Below are 20,150 nucleotides of genomic sequence, written 5' to 3'. Positions count from 1 at the left end.
GCATGCCGCTGCACTACGAAGTGCATGGGCCGGCCGATGGCGAGGCGGTGCTGCTGTCATCGGGCCTGGGCGGTTCGGCCGCCTTCTGGCAACCGCAGCTTGGCGCGCTGGTCGAAGCGGGCCACCGCGTGATTGCGTACGACCAGCGCGGCACGGGCCGCAGCCCCGCCGCGCTGGATGCGGGCTATGCCATTGCCGACATGGCGCGCGACGTGGTGCAGATTCTCGACGCCACGGCCACGCCGCGCTGCCACCTGGTGGGCCATGCGCTGGGCGGGCTCGTGGGCCTGCAGCTGGCGCTCGACGAACCGGCGCGCGTGGCCAGCCTGGTGCTGGTCAATGCGTGGTCGAAGCCCAACGCGCATTCGGCGCGCTGCTTCGATGCGCGGCTTGCGCTGCTCGATGCCTGCGGCCCGCGCGCGTACGTGGAAGCGCAGCCGATCTTTTTGTACCCCGCGGCCTGGTGCGCGGAACATGCGCAGCGCGTGGCCGACGAGGTCGACCATGCGTTTGCGCACTTCCCCGGAGAAGCCAACATGCGCGCGCGCATCGGTGCGCTGCGCGCCTTCGACGTCGATGCACGCCTGGGCGCCATCACCGCGCCCACGCTGGTGGCCGCCGCCATGGACGATGCGCTGGTGCCGTGGACCTGCTCACAGCGCCTGGCCGATGGCCTGAAGGACGTGACGCTCCACTTCCTGCCGCACGGCGGCCACGCGCACAGCGTGACCGAGGCCGCCGCCTTCAACCGCAGCCTGCTCGACTTTCTCGCCCGGGTCAGCGCACCCGGCGTTCCCGCATGACCATGATGAAACCCGCCCTCGACGACGCCGCACTGGCCCTTCTTTTTACCGAGGCGCGCAGCCACAACGGCTGGACCGCCGAGCCCGTGACCGATGCGCAGATCCGCCAGGTCTACGCGCTGGCCTGCATGGGACCGACCTCGGCCAACTGCTCGCCCGCGCGCTTCGTGTTCGTTCGCACGCCCGAAGGCAAGCAGCGCCTCGCGCCGGCGCTTTCGAAGGGCAACCTCAACAAGACCATGGCTGCGCCCGTCACCGTGATTGCCGCGTGGGACCGCAAGTTCTACGACAAGCTGCCCACGCTGTTTCCGCATGCCGATGCGCGCAGCTGGTTCACCGGCAGCCCCGAGGCCGCGCATGAAACCGCCTTTCGCAACGCCAGCCTGCAGGCGGCCTACCTGCTGCTGGCCGCGCGCGCGGTGGGGCTCGACGCCGGGCCGATGTCGGGCTTCGACAAGGCGAAGGTCGATGCCGCGTTCTTCGAGGGCACCGACTGGAGCGCCAACTTCCTGATCAACCTCGGCCATGGCGATTCGGCCAAGGTGTTCGGGCGCCTGCCGCGGCTCGGCTTCGACGAAGCCTGCGTCCTCGCCTGAAGCCCGTCTTCACAACGGAGACTTTTTTCTCATGCTGCCCAACGCAATGGCCTCCAACCACGTCATGCCGAGCGGTGCGCCGCCTGTGCTGCCCAAGGCCGACTACCGCAACGCCATGGCGCGGCTGGGTGCGGCGGTCAACATCATCACCACCGACGGGCCCGCAGGCCGCGCCGGGTTCACCGCCTCGGCCGTGTGCAGCGTGACCGACGAGCCGCCGATGCTGCTGGTGTGCCTGAACCGCTCGGCCTCGGTGTACCCCGCGTTCACGGCCAACGGCGTGCTGTGCGTGAACGTGCTGGCCGCGGGGCACCAGGCGCTCTCGGGCCTGTTCGGCGGCAAGACGCCGATGGACGAGCGCTTTGCCGCAGGCCGATGGAGCCGCAAGGCCACGGGCTCGCCGGTGCTCGAAGATGCCGCGGCCTCGTTCGACTGCCGCGTGGTGCAGGCCACGAGTGCGGGGACGCATGACGTGCTGTTTTGCGAGGCGTTGGCGATTGCGATTGGGGGGGCGGCGCAGAGCTTGATTTATTTCGATCGGCGGTATCACGAGATTGCAGCGCCGCCGCACTGACTTTCTTTCCTTTCCCCTCTCCCTTGTCTTCTCCCCTCTCCCTCCGGGAGAGGGTCAGGGTGAGGGCAGCGGCCTTTCCAACCGCAGCGCATCTTCCAACGCCGCCGGCCCTCACCCCAGCCCTCTCCCGGAGGGAGAGGGAGCAAGAGAGAGAAGCTCGTTAGCGCGGTGCAATGCCCTGCAGCACGATCCGCTGCACGTTCTCCACCGTCTGCTCGAAGAACGCCGGATCCTCCAGCGTATGCCCCGTCAGCGCCTGCACCTGCACGCCGAAATCCGCATAGTGCTGCGTGACGGCCCAGAGCGTGAAGATCAGGTGATGCGGATCGACCGCTGCGAGCTTGCCGGCGGCAATCCATGAACGGATGACCTCCGACTTGCGCTCCACCAGCGTGCGCAGCTCGCGGTCGAGCTCGTCGCGCAGGAGCGGCGCGCCCTGGATCATCTCGAGGCAGAACAGGCGCGATGCATCGGGCCGGTCGCGCGAGACCACGAGCTTGCGGCGGATGTAGCCACCGATGGCTTCGGCCGGGTCCTGCTCGGCGCTGAAGCCGCGCAGCGGTTCGAGCCACAGCGCGAGCAGGTCGCGCAGCACGTTGACGTACAGCTCCTCCTTGTTCGCGAAGTAGTAGAGCAGGTTGCTCTTGGACACATCGGCGCGCGCCGCCACTTGGTCGATGGACGTGCCATGCAGGCCAAAGCGCGAGAACAACCCAAGCGCGGCGCCGAGGATGGCGCTGCGCTTGTCCTCGATCTGGCGCAGCCTGCGGCTCACCGCGGATGCGCTGCGCACGGCGGGCTTCGCGCGCTTGCGCGCCGGGCCCTTCACCGGAAGGGTCACCGGGATCTTCACCGGGCTTTTTTTGGCCGGGATCTTCTTCGTGCTGCTGGCTGCGGCCAGCGCCTTGGTCTTCGGCATCTTCCCTCGCTTCATCGATTGCTTGCTGGTTCTTCTTTCAACGCGCACCACTGTAAGGCCGCGATGCATCGCGTTGCGCCAGCGCGGCCTTCGCGCGCCGCCGGCACGCACCATGCTGACGCGGCCAACGCGTTTTGTCCATTTGGTCCAACTGGCACAGACGTTGCATGGCGAAAGGCATGCCAAGCACGAGGACCGACACATGACAACGCTGCTGTCCGTACCCATCATCGATCTCGCGCCCTACTTCGCCGGCACGGCCGAAGGCAAGGCGCAGGTTGCGGCCAAGGTGGACGAGGCCTGCCGCAGCATCGGCTTTCTGGTCATCACCAACCATGGCATTCCGGCCGAGCTGATTGCGCGCGTGTCGCAACTCTCGCGCCGCTTTTTCGACATGCCGCTGGCCGAGAAGCGCAATGTCGACCGGCCGCGCGAGGACGCGGTGCGCGGCTACAGCGCGGTGGGCGAAGAGGGGCTTTCGTACAGCCTGGAAGAGGCCGCGCCCGGCGACCTGAAGGAATCGTTTTCCATCGGCCCCTCCAACGTGCCCGATGACGACTACCACCGCGGCCCCGCCGCCGGCCCGCACTTCGAGCCCAACAGCTGGCCGCCGATCGACGGTTTCCGGGAGGCTTATGAAAGCTACTTCGAGGCCATGAGCGATCTCTCGCGCTCGATGATGCGCATCTTCGCGCTCGGCCTTGCGCTGCCCGAGCCGTTCTTCGACGACAAGATCGACCGGCACATCAGCATGTTCCGCGTGCTGAGCTATCCGCCGCAGCGCGAAGCGCCGCTGCCGGGCCAGCTGCGCGCAGGCGCGCACAGCGACTACGGCAGCCTCACGATCGTGCTGCCCGACGACAAGGGCCTGCAGGTGTTCAACAAGGCGGGCCAGTGGGTCGACGTGCCGCAGGTGGAAGGCGGCCTGGTGGTCAACATTGCCGACCTGATGATGCAGTGGACCAACGACCAGTGGGTGTCGACGCTGCACCGCGTGGTCAATCCGCCGTTCGAGATGGCCAGCACCAACCGCCGCCAGTCGCTGGTGTTCTTTCACCAGCCCAACTACGACGCGATGGTCGAGTGCCTGCCGAGTTGCCTGGCACCGGGCGAGCAGCCGAAGTACGCACCGATTTCTTCGGGCGACCACCTGACCTCCAAGTTCGTCAAGCAGACGACCTTTGGGGGGACCAAGGTCGCGGTCTAAATGAAACCCCGCGATCGTTGTTGTTCGGGGCGCGCTCCCGCCGACGGGGTACCTTGCTCCGCGAATGTCCTCCGGCCTGCGGCCTCCCCCTTGATTTCGCTGCGCAAGGCACCCCATCGACGGGAGCGTTGTACAGAGCAGTCGTTGATCGGCCAGCACCACAGCCGCGCCCATCGTGCACAGGGCATCGGGTGCTCCCCGCAGCGAAATAAAGGAGGAGGCCGCAGGCCGGGGGACATTCGCGGAGGGGAGTACCCGGTGGCCTGTGCACGCGCCCTGAACAAGAGCGCCGCGAACAAGAACAACAGCGCCAAGAAAAACTGACATGCCCCACCTCTCCTACGTCAACGTCTTCGCAAAAGACGTGGTCGCGCTCAGCGGCTTCTACCAGCGCGTGTTCGGCTTCCCGGAGATCGAGGCCATTCGCTCGCCGATCTTTCGCGGGCTCGACACCGGCAAGTCGAGCCTCGGCTTCAACGCGCTCGATGCCTACGAGCTGCTGCACCTGGCCGAATTTTCCGACACGCGCGGCGTGAAGTTTCTGCTGAACATCGACGTCGACAGCAAGGACGACGTCGACCGCATGGTGCCCATTGCGCTGGAGGCCGGCGCCACGCTGGTGAAGCCACCGTACGTCACCTACTACAACTGGTACCAGTCGGTGCTGCTCGATCCCGAGGGCAATGTGTTTCGCATCAACTTCATGATGTGACGCACGCGGCCCGCCCTCTTCTTCTTTCTCCCCGTTCTTCGACACGCTCCCCACGAAAGGTTGCTCCATGCTGATGCTGCTGCGCACTCCCACCCACGGCTTCGCCTTCGGCCTTGCATCGGCGCTTGCGGCCGGCGGCGCGTTGTTCACGCTGCCCGCCTTGGCGGCCGACGGCTTCACGCTCAAGGACAAGCCGAAGATCGCGATGCTCTACTTCGGCCCGAAGAACGACGGCGGCTGGACGCAGGCCTTCGACGAGGCGCGCGTGAAGATCGAGAAGGAGATCGGCCAGAAGATCCAGTTCGTCGAGAACGTGCCCGAAGACGCATCGGCCATCAAGCCCGCGGCCGAGAAGTTCATCCAGCGCGGCGCCAACATCGTGATCGGCACCGCCTTCGGCTACTCCGACAGCTTCAAGGACCTGGCCGCCAAGTACCCCGAAGTGGCCTTCCTCAACGGCTCGGGCACCACCAACGGCAGCAACCTCGAATCGTTCTACGGCCGCACCTACGAGAGCCAGTACCTCTGCGGCATGGCCGCGGGCGCGGCCTCCAAGACCGGCAAGCTCGGCTTCGTTGCGGCCAACCCCTTCGGCGTGGTGAACTGGACCATCAACGCCTTCGCGCTCGGTGCGCAGAAGATGAACCCCAGCGCCACGGTCAACGTGATCTACACCGGCGCCTGGAACGACCCGGTGAAGGAACGCGCCGCCGCGGCCGCGCTGATCGACCAGGGCGCCGACGTGATCGGCCAGCATGTCGATTCGCCCACGCCGCAGATCGTGGCGCAGGAGCGCGGCGTGTACGGCACCGGCCACCACCGCGACCTGCGCCAGTTCGCGCCCAAGGCCACGCTGTGCTCGTCGGTGTGGGTGTGGGACCGCTTCCTTTCGCCAGAGCTCAAGAAGATCATGGCCGGCAACTGGAAGCCCGGCCAGTACGGCGCCTTCATCGAGATGAAGGACGGCGGCACCGACATCGCGGGCTTCGGCCCTGCGGTGCCCAAGGACAAGGCGTCGCAGATCACGGCCGAACGAGACGCCATCATGAAGGGCAAGCAGGTCTACGCCGGCCCGCTCGCCGACCGCGACGGCAAGGAGCGCGTGGCCAAGGGCGCGGTGCTGTCGGATGCCGATCTCTGGAAGATGGACTGGTTCGTCAAGGGCGTGGTCACGCAGAAGTAAGTAAGAAAAAAAGAAGGCAACGCCAATGCCCAACGCGCTCGAGCTCACCGGCATCCGCAAGTCCTTCGACGGCTTTGCGGCACTGACCGACGCGCACTTCGAAGCGCGCTGGGGCGAGGTGCATGCGCTCTTGGGCGAGAACGGCGCGGGCAAGTCGTCGCTGATGAACATCGCGGCCGGGCTCTATGCGCCGGAGGCGGGCCAGCTGCTGGTCGACGACAACCCGGTGCGTTTTGCCGGACCGCGCGATGCAGCCAGGCACCGCATCGGCATGGTCCACCAGCATTTCAAGCTGGTGCGGCCGTTCACGGTGGCAGAGAACATCTTGCTCACCGCGCCGGCGCCGGCGCCGGCCGAGTTCCAGAGCCACGGGGAGCGCCTGCGCGAAATCTCTCGCGTCATCCGCAACAAGGCCTCGGAGCTGGGCTTCGAGATCGATCCATCAAAGCGCGTCGATGCGCTGTCGATTGCCGAGCAGCAGCGCGTCGAGATCCTCAAGGTGCTGCTGGCGGGCGCGCGCATCCTGATCCTCGACGAGCCCACCGCGGTGCTCACCGACCAGGAAGCCGCGCGCCTCTTGCAGACGGTGCAGGGCCTCGCACGCGGCGGCTCGGCCGTGGTGCTTGTCACGCACAAGATGGCCGACGTGAAGACCTATGCCGACCGCGTGACGGTGATGCGCGGCGGCCGCACGGTCGCCACGCTGGCGCCGGGCGCCACCTCGGTGGCCGAGCTCGTGAAACTTACCGTGGGCGAATCGATTGCCACGCAAAGCTATCAGGCCGCAAAGTCGCCGCGTGGCCCGGTGCGGCTCACGGTGCGCAGGCTGCGCTCGGCGGCATCGCCCGAGGGCCGCCGCGTGCTCGACGGCGTCGAGCTCGAACTGCATGCGGGCGAAATCTACGGCCTGGCCGGTGTCGGCGGCAACGGACAGGGCGAGCTGGCCGGCGCCATCATGGGCCTGCCGGATGCGGGCGGTGCGCTCGAAGGCGAGATCCATCTGAACGGCCACGGCGACCTCAAGGCCATGAGTGCACCGGAGCGCCGCAACGTGGGCATTGCCGCGATCCCGGCCGACCGCTACGGGCTCGCGCTGGCTGGCGGCCTTTCGGTGGCCGAGAACTACGCCATCGGCCGTGTGCACACCGGCCGCTACGGCCCGGCCTGGCATCTGCGGCGCGGCCGCATGCAAGACGACACGCAGCAAGCGGTGCGCGCCTTCGACGTGCAGGGCGTGCGCTCGGTGGCGCAGAAGGCCGCGCTGCTGTCCGGCGGCAATGCGCAGAAGCTGGTGCTCGCGCGCGAGTTCGGCAAGGCGCCCTCGCTGGTGCTCGCGCACAGCCCGAGCCGCGGGCTCGACGTGCGCGCGAGCGCCGAGGTGCATGCGCGCCTGCGCGCCGCGCGCGACGGCGGCGCCGCGGTGCTGCTGATCAGCGAGGACCTCGACGAGGTGCTGCAGCTGGCCGACCGCGTGGGCGTGATGGCGCGCGGGCGCATCGCCGGCGAATTCGCGCAGCCGGCCGACCGGCAGGCCATCGGACAGGCGATGGTGGACCATGGTTGACGCCACGCTCGCGGCCATCGCGCAGCCGGCGCAGACCGATCCGGAGGCCGCGCAGCGCGCACGGCGCCAGCCGCTGGCGCGCCGGCGTTACGCGCTGGAGATCCGCCAGCACATGGGATGGCGGCGGCAGGCGCTGATCCTTGCGGCGGCGCTCCTTGCGGGCCTTGCGATTTCCGCCGCCATCCTGGTGGCGGCCGGCGTTCCCGCGGGCGAGCTCGCCAACGAGTTCGTGATGCAGACCTTCTTCGACGGCCAGAACTTTCGCGCCGTGCTGTTCCAGGCCGCCCCCATGATCCTCGTGGGCCTGGCTGGCGCGCTGGCGTTTCGCGCGCGCTTCTGGAACCTGGGGCTCGAGGGCCAGATGATCTGGGGCGCCATCGGCGCGACGGCCGTCTCGATGTGGCAGGTCGGGCCCGAGCCGCTGCGCCTGCCGCTGATGTTCGCGGCCGCCATCGGCTGCGGGCTGCTCTGGGTGCTGGGGCCGGCGTGGCTGAAGATCAGGCTCGGCGTGAACGAGATCATTTCCACGCTGATGCTCAACTACATGGCGGCCAACTTCCTGCTGCACCTGGTCTATGGCAGCTGGAAGGACCCGAAGGACAACTTCCCCTATTCGCCGCAGTTCCGCGCCTTCGAGCGGCTGCCCGAACTGGGGGCCGGCGTGAGCAGCGCCATCGTGCTCGCGGCCGTGGTGGCGCTCCTTGCATGGTGGCTGGTGGGCCTGAGCCGCGCCGGGCTGTACCTGCGCTTCGTCGATGCCAATCCGCGCGTGGCGCATGCCAATGGCGTGCCGGTGCGCCGCACCATCTACGGCGCCGTGCTGCTGTCGGGCGCGATGGCCGGGCTCGCGGGCCTGGCGGTGGCCTCCGGGCAGGAGGGGCGGCTCACGCAGGCCTTCTACCAGGGATACGGCTTCTCGGGCATCCTGATTGCCTTTCTTGCGCGCAACAACCCGCTCGCGGCCACGGTGGTGGCGCTGCTGGTGGCGGCCCTGTTCGTCACCGGCCGCAGCCTGCAGGTGTTCTACCAGGTGCCGTTCTCGATGGTGCAGCTGATCCAGGCCATCATCGTGGTGTGCGTGGCGTCGAGCGATTTCTTCATTCGCCATCGGCTGCGGCGCGTGGGTGCGGAGGCGGTGCAATGAGCGGAAGCATCGTTCTCAACTGGCTCGCAAGCACGCCCGACTTCGCGGTGCCCTATGCGCTCGCGGCGCTGGGCCTGATCATCAGCGAGCGCGCGGGCGTGCTGTCGCTCGGCGCCGAAGGGCTGATGTTGGTCGGCGCGCTCGCGGGCATCGGCGCGCAGATCGCCATGGGGCAGCCGGCCGTGTCGCTGGTGCTGGCGATGCTCGCGGCCAGCGCGGTGTCGCTGCTGTTCGCGGCGATGGTGATCTGGCTGCGCGTGAACCAGGTGATCGCGGGGCTCGCGCTGGTGTTCTTCTGCCAGGGCCTCACGGCGCTGGTCGGCTCGCTCGCCGAATGGACCAACCATGCCACCGGAGGCATCGGCGCGATGGCGCTGTGGCCGCTGTCGCTCCTGCCCGGCGCCGGCCGGCTGTTCGAGCAGAACGCCATGGTCTGGCTCACGCTGCCGATCTTCCTTGCCGTGGCGTGGTTTCTCTCGCGCAGCTCGGCCGGGCTCCGGCTGCGGGCGGTGGGCGAGAACCCGCAGGCGGCCGATGCGGCCGGCATCCGCGTTGCCCTGTGGCGGCTGGCCGCGGTGCTCGCGGGCTCGGCGCTGGTGGGCCTGGCGGGCGCGTACATCTCGGTGGTCAGCACCAAGCTGTGGATCGCGGGCATGACCGGCGGGCGCGGCTGGATCGCGGTGGGGCTGGTGATCTTCGCGCGCTGGTCGCCGTGGAAGGCGCTCGTGGGCGCGCTGCTGTTCGGCTGCATCGAGGCGCTGATCCCGCAACTGGCCGCGGCCGGCGTGCAGCTGCCGCAGTACTTCGTGATGATGACGCCCTATGCGGTGACGCTCGCGGTGATGGTGTGGGTCGCGCTCTCGCGGCGCGGCGCCGACGAAGAGCCCGGCGCGCTGGGCCAACCCTACGTGCGGGAAGAACGCCGGTGAAGGCCTGGGTCTACAACGAGGAGCGCGAGCTCGACGCAGCGCAGTTCGCCGACTACCTGGACCCGGCCAGCACCGCGGTCGTGTCCATCGACATGCACCGCGGCCACCTGGACGACAGCCCCGACTGCCCCTGCCCCGCCCCGCGGGCGCGCGACGTGGTGGCGCCCATCGACGGCTTCCACGACGCGGCGCGCGCGCTGGGCGTGCGCATCGTGCACATCCGGTCGGTGCTGCGGCCCGGCGGCGTGGACGACGTCCACGGCATTCCGTCCGCATGGCGCCGCACCTTTCCGCTGCACGTGGGCGAAATTCCGAATGCCGACGCGCACGCCATCGAAGGCTCCAAGTGGACCGAGTGGGTCACGCGCGTGGCGCCCGGCGACATGCGCGTGGACAACAAGCGGCGCCTCTCGGCCTTCTACCCGACCGACCTCGACTTCCTGCTGCGCAACCAGCGCATCGAGACGGTGGTGCTCAACGGCGGCTTCACCGACTGCTGCGTGCTCAACACGGCCTTCGACGCGAGCAACCGCAACTACCGCGTGATCGTGCTGCGCGACCTGGTGCGCGGCACCGATGCGCACTTGGAAGGCGCGGCGCTTGCGATGGTGTCGCTGCACCTGGGGCTGGTGCTCGACTCGGCCGAACTGCTGCGCCAGTGGCGCGGCTGAGGGTCCGTCAGCCCGCCAGTCCCAGCCAGCGCCGCACCACGGCCTGCATGTCGCCCTGCGCGGATTCCCACACCAGCTCGGGCGCCGCCACATGCACGCCCGGCGGCGCGATGCGCAGCGCGAGGTCGACCAGCTCGGCCACCTTCGATGCGCGCACCGGCTGCTCGCTGCTCGGCACCATGAAGCGCACGATCGAGAGCATCCAGGCCGCGAGCCTTTCGGCGGGGTTGGCGAACCTGGCGTTGAGCGGCTTGCGCGCCGAGCGCACGAGGATCACGCGGTCGAAGCCGTTGGCGACCACGGCCTGCTCGTCGAGGCTCGCGAGCCCGCGCTTGAGCGCCTCGGGCAACTTGCCCTGGTCGTGCGGCTGCACGATGGCCAGCGTGCGCACGCCGCAGGCGCGCAGCCAGCGCGCGAGCTCGGGCAGGTCCGAAGGCTGCGGCACCCAGAGCGCGCGTTCGCGGTCGTGATAGAGCCGCGGCGGGTCGAAGGCGATGACGGCGCTGTCAGCCGATGCCAGCGGCCATTGCGCGATCGGCAGGCCGGGGGCGAGGTAGGTTTCAACGCCGCGCAGCCCGTCGCGGATCGGCTCGCATGCCAGCACGCGCGCATGGGCAACCCGGTGGCTGCCCGCAAGCCGGCGCAGCAGCTCCTGGCCCAGGGCGCCGGTCGCACCGGCCACCAGCAGCGTGCCGGTGGCCGCCGCTGCAGCGGGCAATGCGGCCGCGCGGTTGGCGCCCCGCAGGGCATGGAGAGGATCGAGGGCCATGGAGCCTTCTATGCTAACTTCGGCTTCCATCTGCGGAGGTAATGCAAATGACGATGATGAAACGCTGGCTCCTGATTCTTGCTGCGGCGCTTTCGCTGAGCGGCTGCGGCTACAACCAGTTCCAGTCGCTCGACGAGGCCAGCAAGTCGGCCTGGAGCGAGGTGCTCAACCAGTACCAGCGGCGCGCCGACCTGGTGCCCAACATCGTGGCCACCGTGAAGGGCGAAGCCAGCTTCGAGCAGGACACGCTCACCAAGGTGATCGAGGCGCGCGCCAAGGCCACCTCGATCCAGGTGACGCCCGAGACGCTCAACAACCCCGAGGCCTTCAACAAGTTCCAGCAGGCGCAGGGAGAGCTCTCTTCGGCGCTGTCGCGGCTCATGGTGGTGGCGGAGCGCTATCCGGAGCTCAAGGCCAACCAGGCCTTCCGCGACCTGCGCGTGACGCTCGAAGGCACCGAGAACCGCATCACCGTGGCGCGCAACCGCTACATCCAGACGGTGCAGGAGTACAACGTGCTGGCGCGCAGCTTCCCGACCAACATCACGGCCAAGATCTTCAGCTACCAGCCCAAGCCCAACTTCTCGGTTCAGAACGAAGCGCAGATCTCGACGCCGCCGACGGTCGATTTCTCGGCACCCAAGAAGTAAGCAAGACACCCGCCTGATGGCCCTTGCCCTCTTCCGCCGTGTGCTGGCCACCGTCCTGCTGGCCGCGGCTGCATGGGCCGGCCTTGCGGGAGCGGCATGGGCGCAGGGCCTGCTGCCGGTGCCCGCGCTCACGGCGCGGGTGATCGACCAGACCCAGACGCTGGCCGAATCCGAGCGCGCCGATCTCGAAGCCAAGCTGGCCGCGTTCGAGCAGCGCAAGGGCTCGCAGATGGTGGTGCTGATGGTGCCCACCACCGCGCCCGAAGACATCGCGAGCTACGCCAACCGCGTGGGCAATGCCTGGAAGATCGGGCGCAAGGAGGTCGGCGACGGCATCCTGGTGATCGTGGCCAAGAACGACCGCAAGATGCGCATCGAAGTGGCCAAGGCGCTCGAGGGCGCGGTGCCCGACCTCGCGGCCATCCGCATCATCGACGAGGAGATGAAGCCGCGCTTTCGCAACAACGACTTCGCGGGCGGGCTGAACGCGGCCGTGGCCCGGCTCATCGGGCTGGTCGACGGCGAGGCGCTGCCCGCGCCTTCCAGCAGCGGCGGCAACAGCAGCAAGGATTCCGGCGAAGGCATCGACTGGGAGAACCTCGCGATCTTCCTGTTCGTCGGCGTCTTTGTCGCGGCGCCGATCGTGCGCTCGATCGCCGGCAAGAAGCTGGGCTCGGTGGTCATGGGCGGCGGCATCGGCGTGATTGCCTTCCTCATCACGACCAGCATCGTCATCGCGGTGCTGGCGGGCCTGGCGGCGCTCATGGTGTCGCTGTTCTCGGCCGTGGCGGCGACGAGCCCGGCGCGGCGCGGTGGTGGCGGATTCGGCGGCTGGGGCGGCGGCGGTAGTGGCGGCGGCTGGAGCAGCGGTGGCAGCAGCGGAGGCGGAAGCGGTGATTTCAGCTCCGGCGGCGGCGGCGATTTCGGGGGCGGCGGCGCCTCGGGGGACTGGTAGGCATGGCAACGGCAACGCTTTTCTCGAAGCTCGCCCGCATCTGGCGCCACCAGTGGATGGACGAGGCCGATGTGCGGCGCGTGCTGCCCGATGCCGCCATGGAGCGCCTGGCGGCGCGCGTGGCCGCGAGCGAGCGCCGCCACAGCGGCGAGATCCGCATCTGCGTGGAAGCGGGCCTGCCCTGGTCCTACCTGCGGCGCCATGCCTCGGCGCGCGAGCGTGCCGTCACGCTGTTCGGCAAGCTGCGCGTGTGGGACACCGCGCACAACAACGGCGTGCTCATCTACCTGCTGCTGGCCGAGCATGCGATCGAGATCGTGGCCGACCGCGGCATCGATGCGCACGTCGACGATGCCGAATGGGCCGCGATGGCGCAGCGCATGGGCGCGGCCTTCCGCGAGGGCCGCTTCGAGGACGGGCTCACGCAGGCGCTGGAAGAAATGTCGGCCTTGCTGGTGGCGCACTTTCCGCTGGCCGAGAACGAGCCCGACACCAACGAGCTGCCCGACCAGCCCGTCGTCCTTTGAATTTCTCCCTCCCCTCCCGGGGGAGGGCCGGGGTGGGGGCGAGCGGCGGTGGCATGGGGCACGCTCTGGCAGCCCCCATCCCAACCATCCCCCGGGAGGGGAAGGAGCTCAACCCCTTACTCCGATGGCGGCAGCGCCCACACGCTTTTTCCGCCCACCGCATAGAAGCGCCGCCCCGGCGCGCGCTCCATCAACCAGCCGCCCGTGAACTCGCCGAAAGCCGGCAGCACGGCCTGCTGCGCATCGCTCGCGAAGCACGGCAGCCGCACGCTGTCGCGCCCCGGCCCGTAGAGCCGGCAGACGGGATGCAGGTGCCCCGCGAGCACGAAGTGCGTGGCATGCGCCTGCGGATGGTGGCAGCAGGCAAAAGGGCCGAGCAGATAAGGCTCGTCGACCACCTCGATGCCGAGCTCGGCGGGCGGATCGCCCGCGCGGCTGTCGTGGTTGCCCCGCACCAGCGTCATGCCGATGGACGCATGCGCCGCGCGCCAGGCGGCCAGCGCCGCCAGCACCTGAGGCGTGCGCGCCTGCGCCGCATGCAGGAAATCGCCAAGGAACACGATGCGCTGCGGCGCATGGGCCGCAATGAGCGCGTCGAGCCGCGCCAGGTTCTCCTGCGTGGTGCCGCCCGGCACCGGCTGGCCGAGCGCGCGGTAGGTCGCGGCCTTGCCGATGTGCAGGTCGGCAATGAACAGCACGCGGCCATCGGGCCACCAGATGGCGTGCTCGGGCAACAGGTGCAACAGTTCGCCGGCCCACTGGACCGGGAGCGCCGATGCTGGGAGATTCGAAGCGGTCACGGGCCACGAGTGTCGCAAAAGACGCGCAGGCCGGCGGCCTTCTTGCAATTCACCCCGCGAGCCCCAGTTCTTCAGAATGACCGACACGCCTTCGCTGCACATCGTCTGCCCGCACTGCCACACCACCAACCGCGTGCGCGCGGCGCAGCTGGGCAGCGCGCCCGACTGCGGCAACTGCCACCGCGCGCTGTTCACCGGCCACTCCACCGCGCTGCCGGACGAAAAGACCTTCGACCGCCACATCGCACGCAATGAAATCCCGGTGCTGGTGGACTTCTGGGCGCCCTGGTGCGGCCCCTGCCGCCAGATGGCGCCGGGCTACGAACAGGCCGCGGCCCAGCTCGAACCGCAGGTGCGGCTCGCCAAGGTCGACACGGAGGCCGTGCCGGCACTGGGCGCGCGCTTCAACATCCGCAGCATCCCGACGCTGGCGCTGTTCCGCGGCGGCCGCGAAGTGGCGCGCCAGGCCGGCGCCATGGGCGCGGCGGACATCGTGCGCTGGGTCAAGGCGCACGGCGCGGGTTGAGCTGAACCGGGCGGCTCAGAGCGGCGGCAAGGGCCGTGAGGGCCGCCTGCGCTCGCGGCGCGGCGCAGCCGGCGGCTTGCCCGGCCCTTCCTGGCCGAACGCGAGCGTGCTCTTCACGCGTTCCACGCCGCCGGCCGTGACCACGCCGCCCGCGGCCTTTTCGAGCTGCTCGACCATGCGCGCAATGCGGTCGGCCACGTTCTCGTTCGACAGCTTCTCGCGGAACAGCTCGACCATGAGCGGAAACGAAAAAGGCGTGGGCCGCTCGAGCGGCTTCAGCACCAGCTGCTGGGTCGCCATGCGTGCGAGGCTGGCCGCCAGTCGCCCGATTTCGAGCTCCTGCGCAAGCAGTTCCTGCTCGGCCTGCAGCAGCAGCTTGTTCGCCGGGTCGTACTTGCGGAACACCTCCCAGAACAGCGAGGACGAGGCCTGCAGCTGCCGGCTGCTGCGCTTCTCGCCCGGATAGCCCTGGAAGATCAGCCCCGAAACGCGGGCAATCTCGCGGAAGCGGCGCTGCGCGAGTTCGCCCGCGTTGAGCGAGGCCAGCACCTCGTGCAGCAGCGTGGCATGCGCATCCTCGCCCTGCGGCAGGCGCAGCACCTGGGGCAGCAGCGCGGGCCAGTCGACCGGCGTGGCGCTCAGCAGCTCGAAGCCGTAGTCGTTCACCGCAATGGAGAAAGTGCGCGCCTCGTGCTGCGCCACGCGCCAGGCCAGGAGGCTCGCAAGCCCCATGTGCACGTGGCGTCCCGCGAAGGGATAGAGGAACAGGTGCGAGCCTTCGCGCGTGGCGAGCGTTTCGGCCAGCAGCGTCTCTGGCGTGGGCAGCGCCGACCATTGCTGCTGGATCTCGAGCAGCGGCCGCACGCACTGCAGCTCGGGCGAGTTGTAGCGCCCCGCGCCGGCCAGCGCGAGCTGCTGCACCACCGCATCGGCCAGCGTGGTCGACAGCGGCATGCGCCCGCCGTTCCAGCGCGGCACCGCGGCGCGCTTGCCAGTGGCGCGCCGCACCCAGGCCGTCATGTCGTGGATGCGCACGAGCTCGAGCAGCCGGCCGCCGAACAGAAAGCAGTCGCCGGGCTTCATGCGCGCGACAAAGCCTTCCTCGACGCTGCCGATCCTGGCGCCGCCCATGTACTGCACCGCCATGCTCGCATCGCTCACGATGGTGCCGATGTTCATGCGGTGGCGCCGCGCGAGCCGCGCATCCGGTACGCGCCAGACGCCCTCCGCATCAGGCACCGCGCGGCGGTAGTCGGGATACGCGGCCAGCGATGGCCCGCCCTGCGACACGAAGGACAGGCACCACGCCCAGCTCTCGCGCGAGAGCTGGGCATAGGCGGCGGTGCCGCGCACTTCGGCATACAGGTCGTCAGGCACGAAGCCGCCGCCGAGCGCCACCGTCACCAGGTGCTGCACCAGCACGTCGAGCGGCTGCACCGGCGTGTGGCGCGCCTCGATGTGGCCGGCCGCAATGGCCGCGCGCGCCGCGGCGCCTTCGACCATCTCGATGCTGTGCGTGGGCACGAGCGTGATGCGCGAGGGCCGGCCCGGTGCATGGCCCGAGCGCCCCGCGCGCTGCAGCAGCCGCGCCACGCCCTTGGGCGAACCGATCTGCAGCACGCGCTCGACCGGCAGGAAGTCCACGCCCAGGTCCAGGCTCGAGGTGCAGACCACGGCCTTGAGCTCGCCGTTCTTGAGGCCCAGCTCGACCCACTCGCGCACCGCGCGGTCGAGCGAGCCGTGGTGCAGCGCGATGAGGCCGGCCCATTCGGGCCGCGCCTCGAGCATGGCCTGGTACCAGATCTCCGATTGCGAGCGCGTGTTGGTGAACACCAGCGTGGTGCTGCTGGCGGCAATCTCGTCGAGCACCTGCGGCAGCATCGTGAGGCCCAGGTGCCCGCCCCACGGAAAGCGCTCGGCGCGGCCGGGCAGCAGCGAATCGACCACCAGCTTCTTGGGCACCGCGCCCTGCACCAGCACGCCTTCTTGTTCACCGAGCAAGGCGTGCATGGCCTCCTGCAGGTTGCCGAGCGTGGCCGACATGCCCCACACCGCGAGCCCCGCATTCCAGCGCCTGAGCCGCGCGAGCGCCAGCTGCACCTGCACGCCGCGCTTGTTGCCGAGCAGCTCGTGCCATTCATCGACCACCACCATTCTCACGCGGCCCAGCACCTCGCTCGCGTCGGCGCGCGCGAGCAGCAGCGACAGGCTCTCGGGCGTGGTGACGAGCACCGTGGGCAGGCGCTCGTTCTGCGCGCTGCGCTCGGCCGACGAGGTGTCGCCGCTGCGCGCGCCGGCGCTCCAGCGGTGCACGTCGATGCCCTGGGCATCCATGGCTTCGAGCGGTTGCTGCAGCGCACGCAGCGTGTCGGCCGCGAGCGCGCGCATGGGCGTGATCCACAACACGGTGAGCGGCGGCGGCGTGGCCTTTGCGCTGCGCGAGGGCGGCGGCGCCGCGGACGAAAACGCCTGCAGTGCGCCGAGCCACACCGCGTAGGTCTTGCCCGCGCCGGTGGTCGCGTGCAGCAGCCCGGAGCGGCCCGCGGCCACGGCCTTCCATACGTCGCGCTGGAACTTGAAGGGCTTCCAGCCGCGCGCGGCAAACCAGGCGTCGAGCGCAGCCTTGACTGCCGCTGCCTTGCCCCTTCCCCTTCCGGGGGAAGGCGGGGATGGGGGCTCGCGGCCTTCGACAGCAGGCGGTGGATCCTTGATGCGCCGCTTGCCCCCACCCCGGCCCTCCCCCGGAAGGGGAGGGAGAAATTCAGGGTCCACGGGCGCGGTCATGACGGCAGCAATGCAGCGAGCGTCTGCAGGGTATCGGCTTCCGCCACCGGCTTGTCCTCGCGCCAGCGCAGCATGCGCGGAAAGCGCACCGCGATGCCGCTCTTGTGGCGCGTGCTGCGCGCAATGCCTTCGAAGCCGAGCTCGAACACCAGCGTGGGCGCGACGCTCTTCACCGGGCCGAAGCTCTCGACCGTGGTCTTGCGGATGATCGCGTCCACGCGCGCCATCTCGGCGTCGGTCAGGCCCGAATAGGCCTTGGCAAAGGGCACGAGCTTGCGGTCCTCCTGTTCGGGCGGGCCGTCCCAGACGGCGAAGGTGTAGTCGCTGTAGAGGCTCGCGCGCCGGCCGTGGCCGCGCTGCGCGTAGACGAGCACGGCGTCGATGCTGAGCGGATCGATCTTCCACTTCCACCACACGCCCACGTCCTTGGTGCGGCCCACGCCGTACTGCGCGTCGCGGCGCTTGAGCATCATGCCCTCCACGCCCAGGCTGCGCGCGGCTTCGCGCTGGCGTGCGAAGTCGCTCCACGCGATGCCGGTGAGCATCGGGCTCGGTAGCAGCGACGGGTGCTGCATGCGCGTGACCAGTTCGTCGAGCAGCAGCCGGCGCTCCGATTGCGGCAGCGCGCGCAGTTCGCGTCCTTCCCATTCGAGGATGTCGTAGGCCAGCAGTACCACCGGGATCTCGCGCAGCAGCTTCGCGCCCAGCGTCTTGCGGCCGATGCGCTTCTGCAGTTCCGCGAAGGGCTGCACGCGGTCGTCGCGCCAGACGGCAATCTCGCCGTCGAGCACCGTGCCGTCGGGCAGCGCATCGCCCAGCACGGCCAGCTCGGGAAAGCGCTCGGTCACCAGTTCCTCGCCGCGCGACCACAGCCAGCTGGCGCCCGCGCGCTTGACCAGCTGCGCGCGGATGCCGTCCCACTTCCATTCGACGATCCAGCCGGCCGGCGGGCCGAGCGCGGCATCGAACTGCTCGAGCGGCAGGTTGAAGGCATGCGCAAGAAAGAACGGGTAGGGCTGCCCGCTGGTCTTCTGCACCTGCTCCGCGCCCGACTCCGGCGCGATCAGCGCGCGGTAGTCTTCCGCCCGCGGCCGGCCGCCGATGTGGGTGTAGCCCATGAGGCGCTGCGCCACGCGCTTGGGATCGATGCCGCCCACGCCCGCGAGCGCCTGCGTGACCAGCAGCTTCGACACGCCCACGCGGAAGGCGCCGGTGATGAGCTTGAAGTACACCAGCCGCTCTTCGGCCGCGAGCTGGCGCCACTGCGCGCGCAGCCGCGCGGGCAGTTCGTCGGGCGCCGCCTTGCCGGCTTCGCGCAGCGGCAGCAGGTGCTCCTCGACCCAGCGCGCCAGGCCGAGGTCGTGCGCCTCGGTGGGCGGCGGCAGCAGCAGCGCGATGGTCTCGGCCAGGTCGCCGACCGCCTCGTAGCTCTCGTCGAACAGCCATTCGGGCAGGCCCGCGGCCTCCTGCGCGAGCAGCCGCAGCAGCTTGGTGGGCACCAGCTGGCGCGGCTTGCCGCCGGCCAGGAAGTACACGGCCCAGGCGGCATCGGCCGGATCGGCCTCGCGCAGGTAGCGCTGCAGTGCGGACTGCTTGGCAAGGCTCGAAGTGCTGGCGTCGAGCTCGCGGTAGAGCGCGGCGAAGTCCTTCATGGCCCTGTTGCTCCTTCCCCTTCCGGGGGAAGGTCGGGATGGGGGCCAGCAGCGTCCGCATCGGGCGCCGTTGGCCCCCATCCCGGCCCTCCCCCGGAAGGGGAGGGAGTTTGCTGCTCGTCGTCCTCGTCGCCGTACTCGGTCCTGAAGCCCTGCGCCTCCAACCCGTTCTCGCTGAGCCAGCGCACCATCACCGCCACGCTGCCGTGGGTGACGAACACCCGCTCGGCCCCTGTGCCCGCGATGGCCTGCTGCAGGCCGGGCCAGTCGGCGTGGTCCGACATCACGAAGCCGCGGTCCACGCCGCGCCGGCGGCGCGTGCCGCGCAGTTGCATCCAGCCGCTCGCGAAGGCGTCGGCATGGTGGCCGAAGCGGCGCATCCACGGCGTTCCCTGGGCCGAGGGCGGCGCCAGCACCAGCGCGCGCTTGAGCAGCGCGGCATCGACGCCCGCATCGGTCACGCGCAGCGTCTGGGGCAAGGCCACGCTCGCGGCGCGGTACACGGCATTGAGCGGCTCCACGGCGCCGTGCACCACGATCGGCCCGATGGAAGCGTCCACGCCATGCAGGATGCGCTGCGCCTTGCCGAAGGCATAGCAGAACAGCACCGACGCGCGGCCGGCCTCGGCGTTGGCGCGCCACCAGGCGTCGATCTCGGCGAACAGCACGGCCTGCGTGGGCCAGCGGTAGATCGGCAGGCCGAAGGTCGACTCGGTGATGAAGGTGTCGCAGGGCACGGGCTCGAAGGGCGCGCAGGTGCCGTCGGGCTCGGTCTTGTAGTCGCCCGAGGCCACCCACACGCGGCCGCCGTGTTCGAGCCGCACCTGCGCCGAGCCCAGCACGTGGCCGGCCGGATGCAGCGAGATGCGCACGCCGTGGTGCGCGATCGCCTCGCCATACGGCAGCGTCTGCAGCGCGATGTCGCCGCCCAGGCGGGTGCGCAGCGTGCCGGCGCTGTCGGTGTGCGCGAGGTAGTGGCCGTGGCCGACGCGCGCGTGGTCGGAATGCGCGTGAGTGATGACGGCGCGCGCCACCGGCCGCCAGGGGTCGATGTAGAAATCGCCCGGCGGGCAGTAGAGCCCCTCGGGGCGAGCAACGACGAGATGGTCTTCTTCCTTCGCGGCCATGGCCCGCCATGGTAGGCGCTGGCGGGCCGCTGCGGCGCCGAACACGGGCCGCGAAGCG

Annotated in this window: 20 protein-coding genes; 14 read left to right on the top strand and 6 right to left on the bottom strand. The window is 69.7% G+C overall.

Features of this window, described 5'->3' with window-relative positions:
- Positions 1-2 precede the first annotated feature (2 nt).
- Genes rutD through rutF form a run of 3 tightly spaced genes read left to right on the top strand, consistent with a single transcriptional unit; the run spans position 3 to position 1,973 of the window.
- Entirely contained in the window at positions 3-803 is an 801-nt protein-coding gene (gene rutD / locus VPA02S_RS14560) for a pyrimidine utilization protein D (protein WP_027729892.1), read from the top strand.
- The gene (locus tag VPA02S_RS14555; protein ID WP_018906582.1) at positions 800-1,399 is read left to right on the top strand and encodes a malonic semialdehyde reductase; all 600 of its coding nucleotides are present in this window, start codon (positions 800-802) and stop codon (positions 1,397-1,399) included. The genes rutD and VPA02S_RS14555 overlap by 4 nt, the downstream gene beginning before the upstream one ends.
- A gap of 31 nt (positions 1,400-1,430) precedes the next feature.
- The gene (gene rutF, locus VPA02S_RS14550; RefSeq protein ID WP_015867603.1) at positions 1,431-1,973 is read left to right on the top strand and encodes an NADH-dependent FMN reductase RutF; all 543 of its coding nucleotides are present in this window, start codon (positions 1,431-1,433) and stop codon (positions 1,971-1,973) included.
- A 160-nt stretch (positions 1,974-2,133) separates the two neighbouring features.
- Here the strand turns inward: rutF and rutR are convergent, their stop codons facing one another.
- On the bottom strand, positions 2,134-2,892 hold the full coding sequence (gene rutR / locus VPA02S_RS14545; RefSeq protein ID WP_015867604.1) for an HTH-type transcriptional regulator RutR: 759 nt from the start codon (positions 2,890-2,892) through the stop codon (positions 2,134-2,136).
- A 202-nt stretch (positions 2,893-3,094) separates the two neighbouring features.
- Here rutR and VPA02S_RS14540 point away from each other — a divergent pair, with 202 nt between their 5' ends.
- From VPA02S_RS14540 to VPA02S_RS14510, 7 genes are all read left to right on the top strand, one after another.
- On the top strand, positions 3,095-4,099 hold the full coding sequence (locus VPA02S_RS14540) for an isopenicillin N synthase family dioxygenase (protein ID WP_027729893.1): 1,005 nt from the start codon (positions 3,095-3,097) through the stop codon (positions 4,097-4,099).
- 325 nt (positions 4,100-4,424) lie between these two features.
- A complete protein-coding gene (locus VPA02S_RS14535) occupies positions 4,425-4,811 on the top strand; it encodes a VOC family protein (protein WP_015867606.1) in 387 nt (128 codons plus the stop codon).
- Positions 4,812-4,878: 67 nt separating this feature from the next.
- Positions 4,879-5,994 carry a BMP family ABC transporter substrate-binding protein gene (locus tag VPA02S_RS14530; protein ID WP_062364277.1) on the top strand — a complete coding sequence of 372 codons (1,116 nt, stop codon included), beginning with the start codon at positions 4,879-4,881 and terminating at the stop codon, positions 5,992-5,994.
- Between the two features lie 25 nt (positions 5,995-6,019).
- Entirely contained in the window at positions 6,020-7,558 is a 1,539-nt protein-coding gene (locus VPA02S_RS14525) for an ABC transporter ATP-binding protein (protein WP_062364275.1), read from the top strand.
- A complete protein-coding gene (locus VPA02S_RS14520) occupies positions 7,551-8,702 on the top strand; it encodes an ABC transporter permease (RefSeq protein WP_062364273.1) in 1,152 nt (383 codons plus the stop codon). Before VPA02S_RS14525 ends, VPA02S_RS14520 begins: the two co-directional genes overlap by 8 nt.
- Positions 8,699-9,631 carry an ABC transporter permease gene (locus VPA02S_RS14515; RefSeq protein ID WP_062364271.1) on the top strand — a complete coding sequence of 311 codons (933 nt, stop codon included), beginning with the start codon at positions 8,699-8,701 and terminating at the stop codon, positions 9,629-9,631. Before VPA02S_RS14520 ends, VPA02S_RS14515 begins: the two co-directional genes overlap by 4 nt.
- Positions 9,628-10,302 (top strand): cysteine hydrolase family protein, encoded by a 675-nt coding sequence (locus VPA02S_RS14510; protein ID WP_062364270.1) that lies wholly within the window; start codon positions 9,628-9,630, stop codon positions 10,300-10,302. Before VPA02S_RS14515 ends, VPA02S_RS14510 begins: the two co-directional genes overlap by 4 nt.
- A gap of 7 nt (positions 10,303-10,309) precedes the next feature.
- Here VPA02S_RS14510 and VPA02S_RS14505 read toward each other — a convergent pair whose 3' ends face one another.
- Positions 10,310-11,071: a hypothetical protein gene (locus VPA02S_RS14505; RefSeq protein ID WP_062364268.1), complete on the bottom strand. Its 762-nt coding sequence runs from the start codon at positions 11,069-11,071 to the stop codon at positions 10,310-10,312.
- 56 nt (positions 11,072-11,127) lie between these two features.
- Between VPA02S_RS14505 and VPA02S_RS14500 the strand changes: the two genes are divergently transcribed.
- The 3 genes from VPA02S_RS14500 to VPA02S_RS14490 are packed head-to-tail and all read left to right on the top strand — an operon-like array spanning position 11,128 to position 13,203.
- Positions 11,128-11,721, top strand: a complete 594-nt coding sequence (locus VPA02S_RS14500) for a LemA family protein (RefSeq protein ID WP_027730126.1) — start codon at positions 11,128-11,130, stop codon at positions 11,719-11,721.
- A 16-nt stretch (positions 11,722-11,737) separates the two neighbouring features.
- On the top strand, positions 11,738-12,676 hold the full coding sequence (locus tag VPA02S_RS14495; RefSeq protein WP_027730127.1) for a TPM domain-containing protein: 939 nt from the start codon (positions 11,738-11,740) through the stop codon (positions 12,674-12,676).
- Positions 12,677-12,678: 2 nt separating this feature from the next.
- Positions 12,679-13,203, top strand: a complete 525-nt coding sequence (locus VPA02S_RS14490; protein ID WP_027730128.1) for a TPM domain-containing protein — start codon at positions 12,679-12,681, stop codon at positions 13,201-13,203.
- A 116-nt stretch (positions 13,204-13,319) separates the two neighbouring features.
- Here VPA02S_RS14490 and pdeM read toward each other — a convergent pair whose 3' ends face one another.
- A complete protein-coding gene (gene pdeM, locus VPA02S_RS14485; RefSeq protein WP_062364267.1) occupies positions 13,320-14,003 on the bottom strand; it encodes a ligase-associated DNA damage response endonuclease PdeM in 684 nt (227 codons plus the stop codon).
- 76 nt (positions 14,004-14,079) lie between these two features.
- On the opposite strand from pdeM, the gene trxC reads away from it, so the two are divergent.
- A complete protein-coding gene (gene trxC, locus VPA02S_RS14480) occupies positions 14,080-14,529 on the top strand; it encodes a thioredoxin TrxC (RefSeq protein WP_015867617.1) in 450 nt (149 codons plus the stop codon).
- Positions 14,530-14,544: 15 nt separating this feature from the next.
- On the opposite strand, the gene VPA02S_RS14475 is transcribed toward trxC, so the two are convergent.
- The 3 genes from VPA02S_RS14475 to VPA02S_RS14465 are packed head-to-tail and all read right to left on the bottom strand — an operon-like array spanning position 14,545 to position 20,092.
- Positions 14,545-17,313 (bottom strand): ligase-associated DNA damage response DEXH box helicase, encoded by a 2,769-nt coding sequence (locus VPA02S_RS14475; RefSeq protein WP_062364265.1) that lies wholly within the window; start codon positions 17,311-17,313, stop codon positions 14,545-14,547.
- Complete coding sequence (locus VPA02S_RS14470; RefSeq protein WP_028254167.1) at positions 17,310-18,965, bottom strand: ATP-dependent DNA ligase; 1,656 nt, start codon at positions 18,963-18,965, stop codon at positions 17,310-17,312. Before VPA02S_RS14470 ends, VPA02S_RS14475 begins: the two co-directional genes overlap by 4 nt.
- Positions 18,962-20,092, bottom strand: a complete 1,131-nt coding sequence (locus tag VPA02S_RS14465) for a ligase-associated DNA damage response exonuclease (RefSeq protein WP_028254168.1) — start codon at positions 20,090-20,092, stop codon at positions 18,962-18,964. Before VPA02S_RS14465 ends, VPA02S_RS14470 begins: the two co-directional genes overlap by 4 nt.
- Positions 20,093-20,150 lie beyond the last annotated feature (58 nt).

Source organism: Variovorax paradoxus NBRC 15149 (genome assembly GCF_001591365.1).
Lineage (GTDB): Bacteria > Pseudomonadota > Gammaproteobacteria > Burkholderiales > Burkholderiaceae_C > Variovorax > Variovorax paradoxus.
The sequence above is the reverse complement of the archived record's forward strand: the minus strand, read 5'-3'. Positions and strand labels throughout refer to the sequence as shown.